A 17355-nucleotide genomic window follows, 5' to 3' on the forward strand; every position below is an offset into this window, starting at 1 on the left:
GAGACCCAACTTCCCGACATCGGAGTCATCGGTTCCACCCCCCGTGAGCCGTACCCAGCCAGTGCGCGATCGCTTCGCTGCGCGAAGAACTGTGCAGCTTTGCGAAGATGCGGTTGATGTGGTTCTTGACGGTCTTCTCGCTGATGAAGCAGGTGGCGGCGATCTGGCGGTTGTTCATGCCGGCCGCGATGAGATCCATGACCTCCACCTCACGTGAACTCAGTCCGAAATCCCGTCCGTTGTCGTCGCGGCCGTGGAGCCCCGCCGTGTAGGCGAGTCGGGCCTTGGACGACTGTGCCACAACTGGTTGCACGTGCGAAGAGAATTCGTTCGGTTCGTACGAAACACCGAGCGATTCCGAGACAGTTTCCGCGACAGATTCCGGGACAGCCGAATTCGAGACATTCGCGCCCGAGACGACAGCCGCGGCGGACGCCGTGAACGTAGGCCTACGCTCCCTCAAGTCCCGTACCGCTGTGATCAGTTCATCGGCCGTGAACTCACCATGGACCAGATAACCCACCGCACCCAGGCGCAATGCCTCCGCCACCACCTCGGGTTCACGGCTGTACGTCAGCATCATCACCGGTGCCAGGCGCGCCAGCGAGGGCAGCGCGGTGAGGCCGTCGGTGCCGGGCATGCGTACGTCCAGCAGGACCACGTCGGGGCGGGCGCGACAAGCGAACGCTTCCGCCTCCGCTCCGTTCGCCGCCTGCGCGACGACCCGGATGTCCGGGTGGGCGTCGAGCAGGGCCGCGAGGCCCGCCCGTACGACCGGGTTGTCGTCGGCCACGAGCACACGTAAGGGCGGGCCGGGAAGTGCCTGGTCAGGCATGTGCGGCCTCCTCTTGGGGAGTGTGTGAGGGGGGTGCGGGCAGCGGTGTGCCCGAGGTTCTCAGGGGGAGGTTTACCTTGACCTCCGTGCCTCCGTGCTCGCCTCGGCGCAGCTCGATGGCCGCGCCGATCGACGTCGCGCGCTCCAGCATTCCCAGCAGACCGAAGTGGCCGGATTTCGCCAGGTGTTGTACGTCGTCCAGGGATACGGACGTGCCGGTTCCGTCGTCTCGTACGGTCAGGTGCAGTGTCGAGGCGTCGGCATCGGCGTCGGCGTCGACTTCGAGGGTTACCTCCACCCCGGTCGCGTCCGTCGCGTGCCGGTGCGTGTTCTCCAGTGCCTCCGAGAGGATGGCGAGGAGTTGGTGGGGTGCTGCGGGAGGGAGTACGAGGGTGGGGGCTGCCCGGTAGGCGAGGGTCGCCCTGATGCCCGTACGGGATTCGAAGTCGTCCACCCTTGCCGTCAGTTCCGTTCTCAGGTCTGTGGGTGGGCTCGACAGGGCTGTGTGGTGGCGCAGGTCCGTGAGCAGATCCCTGGACTCCGCCGCCGCCCGGCGGGCCGCCCCCGCCACCACCGTCGCCTGGTCCTTCAGCGCACGCGGGTCCGTGTCGTGGTCGGCGGAGACCGCGAGCGCCTCGGCCGCCAGGGCCAGGCCGTGCAGGGTCTTCGCCACCGAGTCGTGCATCTCGCGGGCGAGGCGAGCGCGTTCGGACTCGACGGCCTCCGCCACCGCGAGCCGCGAGTTGGCCTCCGCGAGGGCCTGGCTGGCCGTGCCGAAGTGGAACATCAGGTTGCGCAGGGTTACGCCGATGATGCCGGCCGCGATGCAGAAGCCGGCGATGAGGAGGGTGCTGGCGCCGGTGCCGGGGCGGTGTTCCCAGGCCCTGAACACCGTGAGCAGGACGACGAGTTGGAGGCCGGTGAAGATGCCGGAGCCGCGCCAGCCGTACAGCAGGCCGGAGAGGAGGGGGGTGCAGACGGCCGCGTATGCGAGGGGGGAGGCCGGGGACGCGGTCAGCAGGAGGATCGCGCCGAAGATCAGGTCCACGGCCATGAGGGTGGGGTGGGCGAGGAGGCGGGGGGCGAAGCGGTCCCAGTCCCTGAGCATGGCGTACGAGCCCATGACGCCGAGGACGGCTGCGGCCAGTACTCCGTAGCGGGGTGGGCCGTGTGTCGCGTTGGCCATCGCGAAGGGGGCGCCGATCGCGATCAGGGTCAGGCGGACGGCGAAGGCCTGACGGCACAGGGCCTGCAAGGCGTTGAGCTGGAGGCGGACGCTTGGCGCTGCCGCGTCGTCTGCGAAGTAGCCTGCGGCTCGCTTGGCACGGGGGGCAGTTTGGACGCTGCGGGTCCGTTGCGGCTGGTCGCGCAGTTCCCCGCGCCCCTGATAGGGCAAGGCCGTTCCCAAGCTGCGGACCGTCCGTGGCTTGGCGCGCAGTTCCCCGCGCCCCTTACGGGGCGCACCGAACCGTAGCGCAGCAGCGAGCCGACCGCCGACGGCAGCGTAAGGACCAAGCGCGCGATTCCAGACCTCGCCCATCTCAACGTCCCAAAATCGAGCCGAAGTTAGTCCCCGACCCCAGGAACATCCCCGTCGCGATCAGGATCATCGTCGCCGGAAGCATGAAGACCAGCGTGACCATCGTCGCCTTGGGGATCGTCTTCGCGGCCCTGCGGCGCGAGTTCTGGGCGTCCGTTCGCCTCATGTCCGTGGCCAGTTGGATCAGGGTGTCCGCGATCGGGGAGCCCAGTTCCTCGCCCTGCTGCAAGGCCGAGACGAACTGGGCCACCTGCTCGGACGAGTTGCGCTTACGCAGCTCGTCGAAGGCCTGGCGGCGGCTGACGCCCATGTCCATCTGGCGCAACGTGATCCTCAACTCGTCCGCCCACGGGCCCTCGTAGTGGTCCGCCACCCGGTCCAGGGCCTGCCTGAAGCCGAGGCCCGCCGAGACCACGACCGCGAGGACGTCGAGGAAGTCGGGGAGGGTGCGGTCGATGACCTCCTTGCGGTCGCGGATGGCCTGCCAGATGAGGGCGTCAGCGGCCAGCAGGCCGAAGGCCAGGGTCAGTACGGCGAACAGGAGCTGTCCGTTGGTGAAGAAGACCAGTCCGAGTACGACGCCGAAGATGCCGTACACCGCCCGGCGGGCCGCGTAACGGTTCAAGGTCAGGCCGCCGGGGTTGCCCGCCATGTCGATGCGGCGGCGCTTGGCGTCGACGCGGCGCGGGCCCATCAGGCTCAGCACCAGGGGCGCGAAGCGCATGCCGAGGCGGTCGACGGCGGAGTCGGCCTTCGAGACGCGGGTGGACCCGACCTCCAGGGCGAGGGCCAGGTCGCCGGGGAGCTTGGCTTCCGCGCGGATCATGCGGATGCCAAGGAGGAGGCTCGCGACGGCGAGGCCCGACAGGAGAGCGAGCAGCAAGGCCAGCAACGTAACTCCCCCTCACACTTCGATCTTGCCGAGTCGGCGGATGACGAAGAAGCCGACTGTGTAGAGGCCCATGGCGATCAACACCAGGATCTGGCCGACCGGGGAGCCGGTCACTCGGGCCAGGGCGCCCTCGTTCGAGGAGTTGATCAGCAGGAGGGAGCCGAGGCCGAGGAGAGGGACCGTGAAGGCGGTCGCGTTGACCTCGGAGAGCATCGTGCGGACCTCGCGGCGGGTTTCCTTGCGGTCCTCCAGGGTCTGGGTGAGGTTCCGCAGGGAGTTGACGACCGAGCCGCCCGCCTTGTTGGAGAGGACCAGCGTCGTGACGAGGACGACGAGTTCGCGGGAGGGGAGGCGTTCGGCGAGTTCGCCGAGGGTGTCGTCGATGGAGCGGCCGAGGCTCAACTGGTCGGCGACGCGGGCGAGTTCCTCGCCGGCCGGGGCCTCCAGTTCCTCGGCGGCCATCGCCAGGGCCGTACGCAGGGCGAGGCCGGCGGCGGAGGCGTTGGCCAGGAGGCGGGCCACGTCCGGGAGTTGGTTGATGAAGGCCTCGATGCGCTTCTGGCGCTGCCAGTTGAGGAAGATCGCGGAGCCCCAGACGCCGATCGCGGCCGCGATGGGGCCGAAGAAGGGGGCCAGGGCGGCGGCTGCGATCAGCCACAGCGCCACGACGACGGCAGTGACGTACGTGAAGAACTCGCCCGCCGTGAGGTCGAGTCCCGTGGCCGAGAGCCGCAGGTGGATGGTGCGGCCCAGGCGGGTGTGGCGCAGGCGGCGGTCGACGGCCGCGAAACGGCGGGCGCGGCCCGCGGCGCTGCGGAGCGGGCCGCCGGAGAGGCGGTCGACGAGGGCCTGGCGCTGGGCGCGCCCGGACGCGTACGTGTGCACGCCCGCGACTGCGAGTGTGCCGCACAGGACGGTGGCGCCGAGGGCGAGCAGGGCGGGGTTGTTCATGGCTCGCTCCTCTCAGTCTGGTCGGTCTTGTCGGTCCTGATGGTGGGGGTCATCCGATGGCCTGCCTCGTCTGGAGTACGTCGATGGCCTCGGCCACGCGGAAAGCGGGCGGCAGCGGCTCGCCCGCGACGTACAGCTTCTCCGCGACCGGGCGGGGCAGCGGCAGATGCTCGAAGTGGCCGTGGACGACGCGGTCGGGGCCGGTGGGGCGCGGCACGAAACGGGTGACGGGGGCGATGCTGAACTGTTCGCGGCCGTGCGAGACCAGCAGGGCGATCTCGGAGACCTTGCGGGAGCCGTCCGCGTGGCGGGTGAGCTGGACGACCACGTCCACGGCCGAGTTGATCTGGTCCTTCAGCGCCTCGAAGGGGATCTGGACCTCGGACATCGAGCCGAGGGTCTGGAGGCGCATGAGGGCGTCCTCGGCGGTGTTCGCGTGCACGGTGGCCAGCGAACCGTCGTGACCGGTCGACATGGCCTGGAGCATGTCGAGGGTCTCGCCGCCTCGTACCTCACCGACGATGATGCGGTCGGGGCGCATACGCAGCGAGTTGCGGACCAGGTCGCGGATGGTGATCTGGCCCTTGCCCTCCACGTTCGGGGGGCGGGATTCGAGGCGGATCACATGCTCCTGCTGGAGCTGGAGTTCGGCGGAGTCCTCGATGGTGATGATGCGCTCGTGGGCCGGGATCAGGCCGGAGAGGGCGTTGAGGAGGGTGGTCTTGCCGGTGCCCGTACCGCCGCTGACGATGACGTTGAAGCGGGCCCGGACGAAGGCCGCGAGCAGCATGAGCATCTGCTCGTCCAACGACCCCAGGCCGATCAGCTCCGGGAGCGTGTAGGCGCGGGGGAAGCGGCGGATCGTGAGGGTCGGGCCGGTGAGGGCGAGCGGCGGGATGATGACGTTCACGCGTTCGCCGGTGGGGAGGCGGGCGTCGACCATGGGGTTCGACTCGTCCACGCGGCGGTTGACCGTGGAGACGATGCGCTCGATGGTCTGCATGAGCTGCTCGTTGGAGGCGAAGCGCAGGGGCAGCTGCTCCACGCGGCCCGCCCGCTCCACGAAGATGGAGTCGGGTCCGTTGACCATGATCTCGGTGATGGACGCGTCGGCGAGCAGGGGTTCCAGTACGCCTAGGCCGAGCGCCTCGTCCACGACCCGGCGGATCAGCTGGGACCGCTCGGAGGAGGAGAGGACCGGGCCCTCGCGGCTGATGATGTGCCCGAGCACCCGCTCAAGGCGCAGGCGTCGCTCGGCCGCCGCGAGGCTGGACATCTCGGCCAGGTCGATCTCTTCGAGCAGCTTGGCGCGGTAGACGGCGACGAGGTGGCCGTCCTCGCGGCCGGCTCCGCCCTCTTCGGGGGCAGCGATACGGGCCTTGAGGCTCATGTCTTCAACTCCCTTCCGGGGGAGGGTCGTTCGCTCCGCGGGAAGTGCAGTGCGTCGTCTGCGGGTCCGTTGTGGCTGGTCGCGCAGTTCCCCGCGCCCCTAAAAAGGACGGCCTGCGGCCTCTTTTTAGGGGCGCGGGGCCGCACCGGGCTTCGCCTGCTCCGCTTCGTCGTCATCGTCTTAGCCGTCATCGTCGTTGGGCATCGTGGCCTTCTTCTCCACTTGCCAGCCCTCCCCCACGAACGGGATGAGCAGCGGGACCCGCACGGTCACCGTGGCTGTGGTCGTGTCGCCGCCCCCTTCCGGAGCGGATACGGTCGCGTCGAGCCAGTCGCTCATCGCGGCGTAGCCCGCCGCCTCCCCCGCCTCGCCCTGTGAGGCGACCCGCGCGGCGGCACGCGCGCCGGATCCGGCCTGGTTGGCGGCGTATCCGACGAGGCCCAGCTGGATGGCGGCCAGCCCGACGAGCAGCAGGACGGGCAGGAAACCGGCGAACTCCAGCATGGAGACGCCACGGTCGCCCCTGGCCCGCCTGCGCAGTTTCCGGAGTACGTTCATCCGTCGTCCTCCCCCTCCAACGCCGCGCCCGCCTCGCCCTGGACCTCCCAGCCGGCGTCGAAGCCCGGGAAGAAGAGTGGGACTTCGGCACGGACACTGGCCTTCCAGACGTCGCCCTCCTGCTGGCAACCGATCTCGGCGCCCTGCCAGGCATTGGGCAGGTGCTCCTGGCCCGCGTCCTCACAGGCAGCCCCCGCCCCCGCACCGGAAGCGGCAGCCGCCGTAGCCGCCCGCGCCGCCTCATCCGCCGCGTTCCCGGCCAACGAGTACGTGTAGCCGTACAACACGCACTGCCACAGGATCGTCATCACGACCAGCAGCAGCGGGAACATCCCGGCGAACTCCAGCGTCACCGCACCCCGGTCGCCGCCCTTACGGCGCAGCGCCAGCGCGCCTCGGTCGCCGGAGGGCTTGCGACGCTTGCCGCCGCCCCCTTCCTTTACGGCCACCAGACCCAACTCGCCCGCCAGGGCCCACAGCGCCTGCTTCACCGTGGACCGGGCGTCCAGGTCCTGCATGCGGCCCGCGTCGACCACGGACTGGAGTTCCTTGAAAGCGGCGGGTACCGCGACGTGGGCCACCTTCGTGCCGGTGACGCGTTCGACGAGGGACGGCTGGATCTCCGTACCGCGTGAGGCCCGGTTGACGACCGTCAGGGTCTCCTCGGCCTTGCGGATCTGGAGGCGGTCCCACAGGCGGACCATGCGTTTGGCGGCGCGGACGGCGACGACGTCCGGGGTGACGAGGAGGAGGGCCTGGTCGGCGAGTTCGACGGCGGCGGCGGTCGCGGAGTTCATCTGGGCGCCGCAGTCGACGACCACGACCTCGTAACGGGTACGCAGCGCCTGCAGGACCTGGCGGGCAGCCCGGTCGGTGACCTCCTCGCCGCGTTCGCCCTCCGCCGGGGCCAGCAGCAGCCCGAGCCCGGTGTCGTGGGTGTAGACGGCGTCCTGGAGGACGCGCGGGTTGATGTCGCTGATCCCGGCGAGGTCGGCGACCGAGCGGCGGAACTGTACGTCCAGGTACGAGGCCACGTCGCCAGACTGGAGATCGAAGTCCAGCAGTGCGACCGTACGGCCCGATGCCCTTGCCGCGAGGGCGAGTTGGACGGCCGTGACCGTCGCGCCCACACCGCCCTTCGCCCCGGTGACCGTGACGACGGTGCCGCCTGGCCCCGAGTACAGCTCCGGCGTACCGCTGCCGAGATGGCGCCGCATGCCGAGCGACCAGGCGGCGGCGGCCTGGACGCGTTCGGCGAGGGCGTCGTAGCCGAGGGGCAGGCCGATGATGCCGCGGGCGCCGGAGTCCATCGCCGCGGTCAGTACGCCCGTACTGGCGTCGGCGGTGATGAGCACGACCCCGACCGCCGGGAACCGCATCACCACATCGCGGACGACGTCCAGCGCGGGCATCGGACCTATCCGCTCATGAACGAGGACCACCTCGGGCAACTCGTCCAGGGACTCCGCCGCGAGCCGCGCCAGGGTGTCCAGGAGCGCCGTGGTGTCCGGGACCGGCGCGGCCGGTTCGGCGTCGGGGAGCTGGCTCAGCAGCGTGGAGAGGGCGCGGGCCGAGTCGATGTCGCCGACTGCGGGCAGGATGCGGATGGTCATCGGCACACCTTCGTGGACCCCTGCGGGGACGCCTTCGTGAGGGCTGAGCGCATCACGGCCTCCTACTTGTCCTCGTCGAGGGTGTACGAGCGGTCGTCGGGCGCGACGGCGGTGTCGGAGCCGCCGGCGACCAGGGCGAGGCGTACGTGGGTCGCGAACGACTCGGCGTAGGCGACGCGTTGGGTGTCGGCGGTGGTGAGGGCGAAGGTGATCGGGACGGCCTCGGTCGCGGTACGGCGGCGGTCGTCGCTGTTCTGGGAGGGGTCGAGGGCGGTGAGTTTGCCGACGTCGATGACCCTGGCGTTCTCGACGATGACCTTCGACTGGTCCTTGCCGTTGTCGTTCTCGGCCTCGAAGGTGGCGTAGATGTTGACCCGCGCACCCGGGTTGATCTTGCCCGCGACACCGGTCGCCGCGTCGATCATGATCGCGATCTCCTGCTGGCCCGCCTCGAGCTCGGGCCGGTCCACGATCATGTCCTGCTGGAGCAGGGAGCCCTTCTCGAGCCGGGTGACCGCGATCTTGCCGCGGATCTCGGAGAGGTCGGTGACGGCGGTCGAGGACAGCCACCGCTCGGGCATCGAGACCTTCTCGAACTGGTCGGCCGACAGCTCCCGGTAGGGCGCGACATCGCTCTTCAGGCGGTACGCCGCGACCTCTGGGCCGACTTTCGAGTTCACGTCGCGGATCACCGAGAGCACTCCGGCGAAGGCGCCCACGGCGCACAGGACCGAGAGGACCAGCAGGATGACGCCGCGGCGCTGGCGCGAGTTCACTGAAAGCTCACCTCGTAGGGGCGTACCGGGTAGTTGAGCGGGCCATGCGTTTCCGGCCGGGGGTCTGGGGGTTGTCCCCCAGGGTGATGCAGCATGACGCGGACAACCTCGATCGGGGCGGGGACAGCGGGGGTCTGGCGGTCGTGCTTGGTGCTCAGCTTGTGTTCTTGGTGCAGTGGCTGTGCTCTGGCTGTTCAGATGTACGTATGTGGCTTACGTAGTGCCTCGTGGCAAGGCGCGTACAGAAGAAGCTGCCCGGACGGTGGCGGTCGGAAGCTCCGGCGGCGGGAGCAAAGGTGCCGCACAGAAACCGCATCGGTCGCCGATGAGCTCAAGGCCGCACCAGTGGCACTCCTCGCGCCGTACGGACGAGACCAGTTGGTAGAGCACGGACACGTCGTGCAGTCCCGCGGCGAACTCGGCGATCTTCCCCGTGGCCCACCAGCGCGCGGACTCGGCGGGCAGCGGCACGGTGGCGACGCCCTGTACGCGCCAGGCGGGCGCGAGCGTCGTGGTGATCCAGTCGCCGGGCAGCTGCCCGGGCGCGATGAGCATCCGCGTGCCGAACTCGGGCCCGGCCAGCTTCTCCTCCGTCTGTCCGAGCCGTATGAGCTGGGGCCGCGGATTGGCCAGTACGGCGAACTGGGCGCCCGGCACCCATGACTTGGCGTGGGACTTGAGGGACACCGGGATCCGGTCGAGCTTGGCGACGGAGCCGAGCAGGGCGCCGGCGTAGATGTAGTGGGCGAGCAGCCGTGCGGAGGAGGCGAGCACACCCGGGCTGAAGTCGCAGGCGGAGAGCTGGCGGAGCTGCTGGGCGAGGAGGGCGAGGCCGAGCGGAGGCAGATCGATGCCGAGGACGGCGATGCGGTCGCTCTCGAGTACGGAACGCACGGCGTGCAGCCGCCGGATGACGTCGGTGGAGACGGACGCCGGGTATAACGCGATCACGTAGCCATGCTGCTCGATGAGCGTGTGCATCCCGGTGAGGGAGCTCTCGAGGCTGTCGAGGGGCTGGACGACGGCGGGCGGCGTCTGCCGGTCGTGCGTTGGGAGCACCAGATCGGAACTGGTGACTGCTATCGCGGTCGGCACGCTGCACACCACCCCGTCCACTGCGGCGGGGTGGTCGACCACCGCCTCAGATCGCCCCTGTGACGTCGTCTTGCAGCAGAACCATATCCACGGCATGGCCCGATCAACACCGGATCTCCGAGATCAACTCACCGAAGGTGCAGTCGTGATCGACACAGCGTGAGGCGCATATGCCCCAACTCAGGGATTTAGCGGGCAGGTTGAGTTCGCCACTTGATCGTTGACGGCGTTGCGTTCGGTAATGAGGCAATGCCATGATCGCACTCATGTCTGATCACGGGGGAGACAGCGCGGCGGCGGGGCATATACGTAGGTCCTGGATCTGGGACTACATAGAGGACGCCGACGGGAGCACGAGCGCGGGCGACGCTCTGACTCATCCGGCGCATCCGACTCATCCGGTGCAGGAGCCGTCGAGCCCACCGCCTCCCCCGCCCTCCCCCTCGGTGGAGCAGGGCTCATCACCTGGTACGGGCGTCGCTCACCACTCGGACCAGGTAAGCCTCCGCCGACGCGAAGTCGCCGCCCTGCTCGGCGAGTTCCGGCGTACGGCCGTGCTGTTGCCGCTCGGGGAGGACGACTCCCCGCTGACCGCGGAGTTCGGCGGTATCCGGTGGATCTACGCCTTCTCGGACGAAGCGGCGCTCGCTCGATTCGCCATCGTGAGGGGTGAAGGGGCACGGGAGTGGGCGTACGAGCGTGTCCTGGGCGCTCGGTTGCTGGATGCGGCGATTCCCGCGATGCCAGTGCCGTGCGGGGTGGCGCTGGATGTCGGGAGTGAGGGCGAGGGGGCGCTGTTTCCACCGGTGCGGGGGATCGTGCCAGACGGGGCGGCGGTGGACGGCGACGCCGCGTACGTAGACGTAACCGACAAGGCTGATCGGAACGGGGAGTTCGCGCGGTGAGCGACGACGGCGGTGGCGGCGGTGGCGGCGACGGCAGGGATCTGCAAGTCCAGGGGCTGGGCCTCATCACCGAGGGCATCACGCTGGCGCTCGACGAGTTGCGGGAACTGGGGATGATCGGCACGGCGGGCGCCGGCCGGGGTTTCTCCGATCTGGCGCTGTCGGGGCTGGAGTTGGGGCACGGCGGAGTGACCTCGGCGCTCGACTCGTTCTGCGAGCGCTGGGAGTGGGGAGTGCGCTCACTGATCGACGAGGGCAACAACTTCGCGCAGGCCGTGGGCCTGTCGGCGGGGACCTTCCACGAGACCGACCAGTACGTCGAGGGCACCTTGAAGATCGCGACGAACGCGATGATGGGCAACCCCAACCTGACCGAGGACGAGGTCAAACAGATGGGCTGGGGCGACCTGGCGCAGAACCACATGCTCGCCGACCCGGACTACAGCGCGGAGTCCTTCCAGCAGGCCAGGGACAACATCAAGCAGGGCTGGCAGCAGGCCTCCGACGACGTGATGACGTCCGAGGTGCTGGGGACGGCGGACCGGCAGTTCGTCCCGTTGCCCGAGGAGAGCGCGGCAGCCGGCGAGGCCCAAACCGAGGGGCAGAAGAACGGGGACGCCGGCTGATGGTCGACTGGCGCGACGCGCTCAACAGCGGTCTCGGCAAGGTGGAGGACGGCTGGGAAGCGGGCAAGGAACTCGTCGGTGAGGGCGTCGACAAGGGCACCGATTTCGCAGGCGACGTCCTGGACTACGCCGGCGCCGAGGGTGTCGCGGACAAGGTCGAGGACTGGGGTGACGAGGCGGCCTCGGCCCTGGGCGCCACCCCCGGCGAGCGGCAACTCGGCGAGACCGAGGACGCGAACGAACTCGTACACGGCAACCCGGGGCGCATCCGCGAGAGCGCCAAGCACCTGAAGGACTTCCGCAAGGCCTTCGACAAGGTCGGCGGGGGCATGCGCAAGCTGGACTCCTCGCAGTGGAAGGGCAAGGCGGCCGACACCTTCCGCGAGAAGTTCGCGATGCACCCCACGAAGTGGCTGCACGCGGCGGACGCCTGCGACGCCGCCGCCAAGGCACTGGACTCGTACGCGGACACGGTGACGTGGGCCCAGGGGCAGGCGCAGGAAGCCATCGACCTCTACAAGAAGGGCAAGAAGGCCTCCGACGACGCAGTGGACGCGTACAACACGAAGGTCGACGCCTACAACGCCAAGGTGGCGGCGAACCAGGATCCGGGCCCGCAGCCCGAGCCCTTCCAGGACCCGGGCAAGCAGGACATGGAGCGGGCCCACGAGATCCTCAGGGAGGCCCGCCGCCAGCGCAACGACGCCGGCCGCACGACAGCCGAGTCGGTCAGGGCCGCCCTCAAGCACGCCCCGGCCGAACCCCCGGCCCTGGACCGGCTCACGGCCAACGCGGGCGACCTGGCCAAGGCGGTCAACACGGAGCTCACCCATTTCACAGGCGGCCTGGTCAAGGGCACCGCGGGCATCCTCACCTTCGCCCGCGGCATGAACCCCATGGACCCGTACAACCTGACACACCCCGCCGCGTACATCGAGAACGTCAGCATGACGCTCTCCGGGCTCACCTCGACCGTCGCCCAGCCGGAGCGGGCGCTGAAGGCCGCGTGGGAGGGCTTCAAGAAGGACCCGTCCGAGGGCGGCGGCCGTATCGTTCCCGAACTCTTCGGCACCAAGGGGGCGGGGGCGTTGCGCGGGGTGGCGCGGGGTGCGGCCAAGGGAGCGCCGGAAGGGGCGGCGAGGTCGGGGGCGAGGAACACGGCGCGGGACGCTGTCGGGGACGATCCTGCGCAGAGCTCCCAGACCGAAGACTCCCGGGTCAACACGGACACGGACCCGATCGACCTCGCCACCGGCAAGATGTACCTGCCGCAGACGGACGTAACCCTGCCGGGCGCCCTGCCTCTGGTGTTCAAACGGCGGGTGGAGTCCGGCTACCGGCTGGGCCGCTGGTTCGGTCCGTCGTGGTCGTCCACCGTCGACCAACGCCTGGAGATCGACTCCGAGGGCGTCGTCTTCGTCACGGAGGACGGCCTCCTCCTCCCCTACCCGCACCCGGCGCCCGGCCTGCCGACTCTGCCCAGCCACGGCCCGCGCTGGCCGCTGGCCCGCGAGGACGGCGGCTACACCGTCACCGACCCGCAGACGCGCCGCGTCTGGCACTTCACCGACCGCGGCGACGACCTGGCCGTCCTGGAGCAGATCGACGACCGCAACGGCAACTGGATCACCTTCGAGTACGACGCCGAGGGCACTCCGCTCGCGATCGTGTCGAGCGGCGGCTACCACGTGCGCATCTCCACGGATGCGGGCCGGGTCACGGCGCTGCATCTGGCCGCCGGGAACCAGTCGTTGATGCGCTACGGCTATTCGGAAACGGGCGATCTGACCGAAGTCGTGAACTCCTCCGGCCTGCCGCTCCGTTTCACGTACGACGAGGCGGGTCGCGTCACGTCGTGGACGGACACCAACGACCGCTCGTACCGGTACGAGTACGACGACCAGGACCGTTGCATCGCCGAGGGCGGCACGCACGGCCACATGAACCTGCGCGTCGACTACGACGGGACGGACCCGGAAACCGGCCTGCGCGTGACGACCACGACGACCGGCGAGGGCCACACCCGCCGCTTCCTGGTCAACGACGCCTGGCAGGTCGTCGCCGACATCGACCCCCTGGGCGCGGTCACCCGCCACGAACGGGACCGCTACAACCGCCTCCTCTCCCAGACGGACCCGCTGGGCCACACGACGTCGTTCCGCTACGACGAGGCCGGCAACCTGACGGCGGTGGTACGCCCGGACGGCCGCGAGGCGCGGGCCGAGTACAACGAACTCGGGCTGCCGGTACGGGTGGTGAACCCGGACGGCACGGTCGTACGCCAGACGTACGACGACCGCGGCAACCGCACGTCGGTGACGGCTCCTTCCGGCCAGACCACGCACTTCGCGTACGACGAGGCCGGTCACCTCACCGCCGTGACCGACCCGCTCGGGCAGACGACGGCGGTGCGCTGCGACAGGGCCGGGCTGCCGGTCGAGATCACGGATCCGCTGGGCGCGGTCACGCGATACGAGCGGGACGCGTTCGGCAGGCCGGTCGCGATCACCGACGCTCTGGGCGCGACAACCCGCCTGGAGTGGACGGTCGAGGGCCAGCTGACCCGCCGTACGGCTGCCGATGGGACGTCCGAGTCGTGGACGTACGACGGCGAGGGCAACTGCACCAGCCACACGGACGCGATGGGCGGGGTCTCGCACTACGAGTACACGCACTTCGACCTGCTGTCGGCGCGCACAGGCCCGGACGGCGTCCGCTACGAATTCGCCCACGACACGGCGCTGCGGCTGACGCGGGTGACCAACCCGCAGGGCCTGACGTGGGACTACGCGTACGACCCGGCGGGCCGCCTGGTCACGGAGACGGACTTCGACGACCGCACGCTCACGTACTCGCATGACGCGGCGGGCCGTCTCACATCCCGCACGAACACCCTGGGCCAGACGGTGGCCTTCGAGCGCAACGAGCTTGGCCAGGTGCTACGCAAGGACGCGGCTGGTTCCGTCACGACGTACGCGTACGACATGACGGACCAGCTCGCCCAGGCAACGGGCCCGGACACCACGCTGACGCTGCTGCGGGACCGCTTCGGGCGCGTGCGCTCGGAGACGGTCGACGGCCGCAAACTGACGTACACGTACGACGAGTTGGGGCGCAGAACCGGCCGTACGACGCCGACCGGCGCGACGACGACGTGGTCGTACGACGCGACCGGGCGCCGCACCGGGATGGTGGCCGCAGGCCGGAGCATCGACTTCACGTACGACACGGCGGGCCGCGAACTGTCCCGCCGGATCGGCGAGACGGTCACCCTGGAGCACACCTTCGATCCGCTGGGCCGCCTGACGGAGCAATCGGTGACGGGGGCGTCCGGCCGGCCGGTGCAGCACCGGGCGTACACGTATCGCCCGGACGGCAACCTCATCGGCGTAGACGACCGGTTGGCCGGCTCGCGTCGCTTCGACCTGGACGCGGCGGGCCGGGTGACGGCGGTCCACGCGGCGGGCTGGACGGAGACGTACGCGTACGACGAGGCGGGCAACCAGACCTCCGCGGCCTGGCCGCCAGGCCACCCGGGCCAGGAGGCGACGGGCCCGCGTACGTACGAGGGCACCCGCATCACCCGCGCCGGCAACGTCCGCTACGAACACGACGCACTGGGCCGCATCACCCTCCGCCAGAAAACCCGCCTGTCCCGCAAGCCGGACACCTGGCGCTACGAATGGGACGCCGAGGACCGCCTCACGTCGGTGATCACCCCGGACGGCACCCACTGGCGCTACACGTACGACCCCCTGGGCCGCCGCACAGCAAAACTCCGCCTGGCACCCGACGGCGAATCGATCGCGGAACGCATCGACTTCACCTGGGACGGCACAACACTCTGCGAACAGACAACAACCTCGGCGGAGCTGCCAAACCCAGTCACCCTCACCTGGGACCACCAGGGCCTACGCCCCATCGCGCAAACGGAACGCATAGCGTCGGCGGAGGCCTCCCAGGAGGAAATCGACTCCCGCTTCTTCGCGATCGTCACGGACCTGGTCGGCACACCGAGCGAGCTGGTGGACGAGCGGGGCGAGATCGCGTGGCGGACGCGCAGCACCCTGTGGGGCACGACGGCCTGGGCGAGGGACAGCACTGCCTACACTCCCCTCCGCTTCCCGGGCCAGTACTTCGACCCGGAAACGGGCCTGCACTACAACTACTTCCGCCACTACGACCCGGAGACCGCGCGATATCTCACCCCTGACCGGCTGGGTTTGACCCCTGCGCCCAATCCCGCGACCTACGTTCAGAACCCTCATTTGTGGTCTGACCCCCTGGGTCTGGCTCCAGGTGAGTGCCCCCAAGAAGCATGGCGTAACGGGTCGGAAGGCCCTCACAACGCCGCCAATGGCGAGCGCCTACGTGAGCAGCTTCGCGAAGAGGCCGGACCTGTTGGGTCCATACAGGGGATTGAGGACATTATGAACAATCCTGATGTACTCAGCGGAGGAGTTACACCAGATCAAGTGCGAGGCGCAGTGATCAATGCACCCGGCTGGAGAGAGGAAACTCTCGGTAGAGGTGGTCACGCCGGGCAAGGATGGGTGTTGCGTGAATACAATGAACTCGATCACCCTACTGGCCGAATGCTTCGATGGCATCCTGGCGGGGGCCATCACGGAGAGGGAGCGTACTGGCGAGTAAAGGGATGGGAAGGAAATCTAGGAGGAGACGAGGAAGGAATCATCAGATGAAGGTCGACGTCGCCGTCCGCCAGCTTGAACAAGCGTTGGAGCGCCTCTCATGGGACGCGGAACGACAGATTGATTACACACGCCGCTTGGGCGTCGGGGTGGACGAACTGGCCTTGGAATTTGATGACTCTTATCGCCCCGTTTCCAGATTGATCGAGGAAGGCTTGCTCCCGGAGGCTCTCAGCGAAGCCATTAAATTCATAGATCAGTCGCTTGAGGGGATGACTCGAACCCCTGAAGATAAATGGACCGAGGATGCGGTTCGGGCTTCGCAGGAATGGCTCGATATGCGTAAAACAGCCCGGCAGGCAGTCAGCTTGCTACAAGGAATAGAATTCGACACGGATGACGATTGAACCAATGCCGTTCTTGAATCATCAGGAACTCGATGTCACGGTGATGGCAACTTCCCCCGTGGGTGCGCAAGTCGAGTCAAATGGTGAAGTCGGTTTTGTCGATCAGGCGAAGCACCCTTCCTGGTGGAATACCGAGGTGCCACCGCCCCGTATAGGCGATCGTCTGCATGTCGTCGTTCTCGACGCCAGCAGAAACCCTGCCCGCTTCAGCGCACTCGATAGTGACATTCAAGTGGCTCGTGAGTTGCGTTCTCGATGAACACTTACGCAACGACATTTTTGATCGCGCTCCACCCCGGAGCAATTTAGCTAGCCACCAATCCCCCGACGAGCAGGGAACATGACGCACGAAGAGTCAAATGGACAGAGAAACAAGCTTCCGGTCGAGGCGGAGGAGCCGAAGCGATTGGTGAAGGCCGGCTTCGGGGATTCCAGCATCACGGTGTACCAGGCATATCCCAGGGAGATCGCCGAGCGAGCCGTGCACGCGGGAACCTTCGTGGCGCCGTTCAAGAAAGAGCGGATGACCTGGATCAAGCCATCTTTCCTGTGGATGATGTACCGCTCAGGTTGGGCGACCAAGCCGAACCAAGAGCATGTGCTCGCCGTCGAGATCTCCCGCGCAGGCTTCGAATGGGCGCTGGCTCACTCGGCACTGAGCCACTTCGATCGTCGGGTGCACCCGGATGAGGGTTCCTGGCGGCAGGAGGTCAAGGAAAGTCCTGTGCGGATCCAATGGGATCCCGAACGGTCGCTTTCCCTCGATCCGCTGCCCACACGAGCGATCCAGATCGGCCTCTCCGGAGAGGCAGTAGAACTCTACGTGCACGACTGGATCACCAGCATCACAGACGTTACCGACCTTGCCCGATCCATCCACTCCGATATTCGTGACGGAAATACTGAAGAAGCAACCCAGAAACTCCCCACCGAGCGGCACTATCCGCTTGCAGAACAGATCCGGCGGCGGATCGGGGCGGACGGGTAGTCGAGAGTCGTGACGCAGGTCTGGCTGGATGAAGCGCGGGGTTTGGTCGCCGACGTCTTAAATGACAGGGTCTCGGACGTAGATAGGGCCTGGGTGTGCGTGAGAAATGCGAATCGCGTCAAATGGG

The 17355-nt window shown here is 68.4% G+C and carries 15 protein-coding genes; 6 read left to right on the forward strand and 9 right to left on the reverse strand.

Annotated elements, in window-relative coordinates:
* Nucleotides 1-25 precede the first annotated feature (25 nt).
* The 9 genes from OP79_RS26820 to OP79_RS26860 all read right to left on the reverse strand — a co-directional run bounded on the left by OP79_RS26820 (nucleotide 26) and on the right by OP79_RS26860 (nucleotide 9650).
* Nucleotides 26-835: a response regulator transcription factor gene (locus OP79_RS26820; RefSeq protein WP_033323632.1), complete on the reverse strand. Its 810-nt coding sequence runs from the start codon at nucleotides 833-835 to the stop codon at nucleotides 26-28.
* Nucleotides 828-2207 carry a sensor histidine kinase gene (locus tag OP79_RS26825; RefSeq protein WP_169786220.1) on the reverse strand — a complete coding sequence of 460 codons (1380 nt, stop codon included), beginning with the start codon at nucleotides 2205-2207 and terminating at the stop codon, nucleotides 828-830. Before OP79_RS26825 ends, OP79_RS26820 begins: the two co-directional genes overlap by 8 nt.
* 169 nt (nucleotides 2208-2376) lie before the next feature.
* Nucleotides 2377-3267 carry a DUF5936 domain-containing protein gene (locus OP79_RS26830; RefSeq protein WP_033323634.1) on the reverse strand — a complete coding sequence of 297 codons (891 nt, stop codon included), beginning with the start codon at nucleotides 3265-3267 and terminating at the stop codon, nucleotides 2377-2379.
* A 12-nt stretch (nucleotides 3268-3279) separates the two neighbouring features.
* A complete protein-coding gene (locus OP79_RS26835; protein WP_033323636.1) occupies nucleotides 3280-4218 on the reverse strand; it encodes a type II secretion system F family protein in 939 nt (312 codons plus the stop codon).
* Between the two features lie 49 nt (nucleotides 4219-4267).
* Nucleotides 4268-5608: a TadA family conjugal transfer-associated ATPase gene (locus OP79_RS26840; protein WP_033323638.1), complete on the reverse strand. Its 1341-nt coding sequence runs from the start codon at nucleotides 5606-5608 to the stop codon at nucleotides 4268-4270.
* Between the two features lie 180 nt (nucleotides 5609-5788).
* The gene (locus tag OP79_RS26845; protein WP_051744949.1) at nucleotides 5789-6166 is read right to left on the reverse strand and encodes a TadE/TadG family type IV pilus assembly protein; all 378 of its coding nucleotides are present in this window, start codon (nucleotides 6164-6166) and stop codon (nucleotides 5789-5791) included.
* A complete protein-coding gene (locus tag OP79_RS26850) occupies nucleotides 6163-7779 on the reverse strand; it encodes a CpaE/TadZ family protein (RefSeq protein ID WP_033323641.1) in 1617 nt (538 codons plus the stop codon). The genes OP79_RS26845 and OP79_RS26850 overlap by 4 nt, the downstream gene beginning before the upstream one ends.
* A gap of 62 nt (nucleotides 7780-7841) precedes the next feature.
* A complete protein-coding gene (gene cpaB / locus OP79_RS26855) occupies nucleotides 7842-8555 on the reverse strand; it encodes a Flp pilus assembly protein CpaB (RefSeq protein WP_033323643.1) in 714 nt (237 codons plus the stop codon).
* Between the two features lie 213 nt (nucleotides 8556-8768).
* Entirely contained in the window at nucleotides 8769-9650 is an 882-nt protein-coding gene (locus tag OP79_RS26860; RefSeq protein WP_245685466.1) for a hypothetical protein, read from the reverse strand.
* Nucleotides 9651-9916: 266 nt separating this feature from the next.
* Here OP79_RS26860 and OP79_RS50575 point away from each other — a divergent pair, with 266 nt between their 5' ends.
* The 6 genes from OP79_RS50575 (at nucleotide 9917) to OP79_RS26885 (ending at nucleotide 17228) form a co-directional block, all read left to right on the forward strand.
* Nucleotides 9917-10555 (forward strand): hypothetical protein, encoded by a 639-nt coding sequence (locus OP79_RS50575; protein ID WP_342669555.1) that lies wholly within the window; start codon nucleotides 9917-9919, stop codon nucleotides 10553-10555.
* Complete coding sequence (locus tag OP79_RS26870) at nucleotides 10552-11181, forward strand: hypothetical protein (RefSeq protein ID WP_033323646.1); 630 nt, start codon at nucleotides 10552-10554, stop codon at nucleotides 11179-11181. The genes OP79_RS50575 and OP79_RS26870 overlap by 4 nt, the downstream gene beginning before the upstream one ends.
* A complete protein-coding gene (locus OP79_RS26875; protein ID WP_078492026.1) occupies nucleotides 11181-15884 on the forward strand; it encodes a putative T7SS-secreted protein in 4704 nt (1567 codons plus the stop codon). The genes OP79_RS26870 and OP79_RS26875 overlap by 1 nt, the downstream gene beginning before the upstream one ends.
* A complete protein-coding gene (locus tag OP79_RS26880; protein ID WP_033323648.1) occupies nucleotides 15881-16240 on the forward strand; it encodes a hypothetical protein in 360 nt (119 codons plus the stop codon). The genes OP79_RS26875 and OP79_RS26880 overlap by 4 nt, the downstream gene beginning before the upstream one ends.
* A complete protein-coding gene (locus OP79_RS52160) occupies nucleotides 16230-16499 on the forward strand; it encodes a hypothetical protein (protein WP_245685461.1) in 270 nt (89 codons plus the stop codon). The genes OP79_RS26880 and OP79_RS52160 overlap by 11 nt, the downstream gene beginning before the upstream one ends.
* A gap of 81 nt (nucleotides 16500-16580) precedes the next feature.
* Nucleotides 16581-17228, forward strand: coding sequence for a DUF4291 domain-containing protein (locus OP79_RS26885; protein ID WP_051744950.1), 648 nt, complete (start codon nucleotides 16581-16583; stop codon nucleotides 17226-17228).
* Nucleotides 17229-17355: the final 127 nt, after the last annotated feature.

The sequence above is a fragment of the Streptomyces yerevanensis genome (assembly GCF_000716805.1).
In the GTDB taxonomy this organism is placed as follows: Bacteria; Actinomycetota; Actinomycetes; order Streptomycetales; family Streptomycetaceae; genus Streptomyces; species Streptomyces flaveus.

Bases quoted from the DNA above. Each gene is read 5' to 3' on its own strand.
- OP79_RS26820 (WP_033323632.1), bottom strand. From the start codon at position 835: ATGCCTGACCAGGCACTTCCCGGCCCGCCCTTACGTGTGCTCGTGGCC.
- OP79_RS26835 (WP_033323636.1), bottom strand. From the start codon at position 4,218: ATGAACAACCCCGCCCTGCTCGCCCTCGGCGCCACCGTCCTGTGCGGC.
- OP79_RS26840 (WP_033323638.1), bottom strand. From the start codon at position 5,608: ATGAGCCTCAAGGCCCGTATCGCTGCCCCCGAAGAGGGCGGAGCCGGC.
- OP79_RS26845 (WP_051744949.1), bottom strand. From the start codon at position 6,166: ATGAACGTACTCCGGAAACTGCGCAGGCGGGCCAGGGGCGACCGTGGC.
- OP79_RS26850 (WP_033323641.1), bottom strand. From the start codon at position 7,779: ATGACCATCCGCATCCTGCCCGCAGTCGGCGACATCGACTCGGCCCGC.
- OP79_RS50575 (WP_342669555.1), top strand. From the start codon at position 9,917: ATGTCTGATCACGGGGGAGACAGCGCGGCGGCGGGGCATATACGTAGG.
- OP79_RS26875 (WP_078492026.1), top strand. From the start codon at position 11,181: ATGGTCGACTGGCGCGACGCGCTCAACAGCGGTCTCGGCAAGGTGGAG.
- OP79_RS26880 (WP_033323648.1), top strand. From the start codon at position 15,881: ATGAAGGTCGACGTCGCCGTCCGCCAGCTTGAACAAGCGTTGGAGCGC.
- OP79_RS52160 (WP_245685461.1), top strand. From the start codon at position 16,230: ATGACGATTGAACCAATGCCGTTCTTGAATCATCAGGAACTCGATGTC.
- OP79_RS26885 (WP_051744950.1), top strand. From the start codon at position 16,581: ATGACGCACGAAGAGTCAAATGGACAGAGAAACAAGCTTCCGGTCGAG.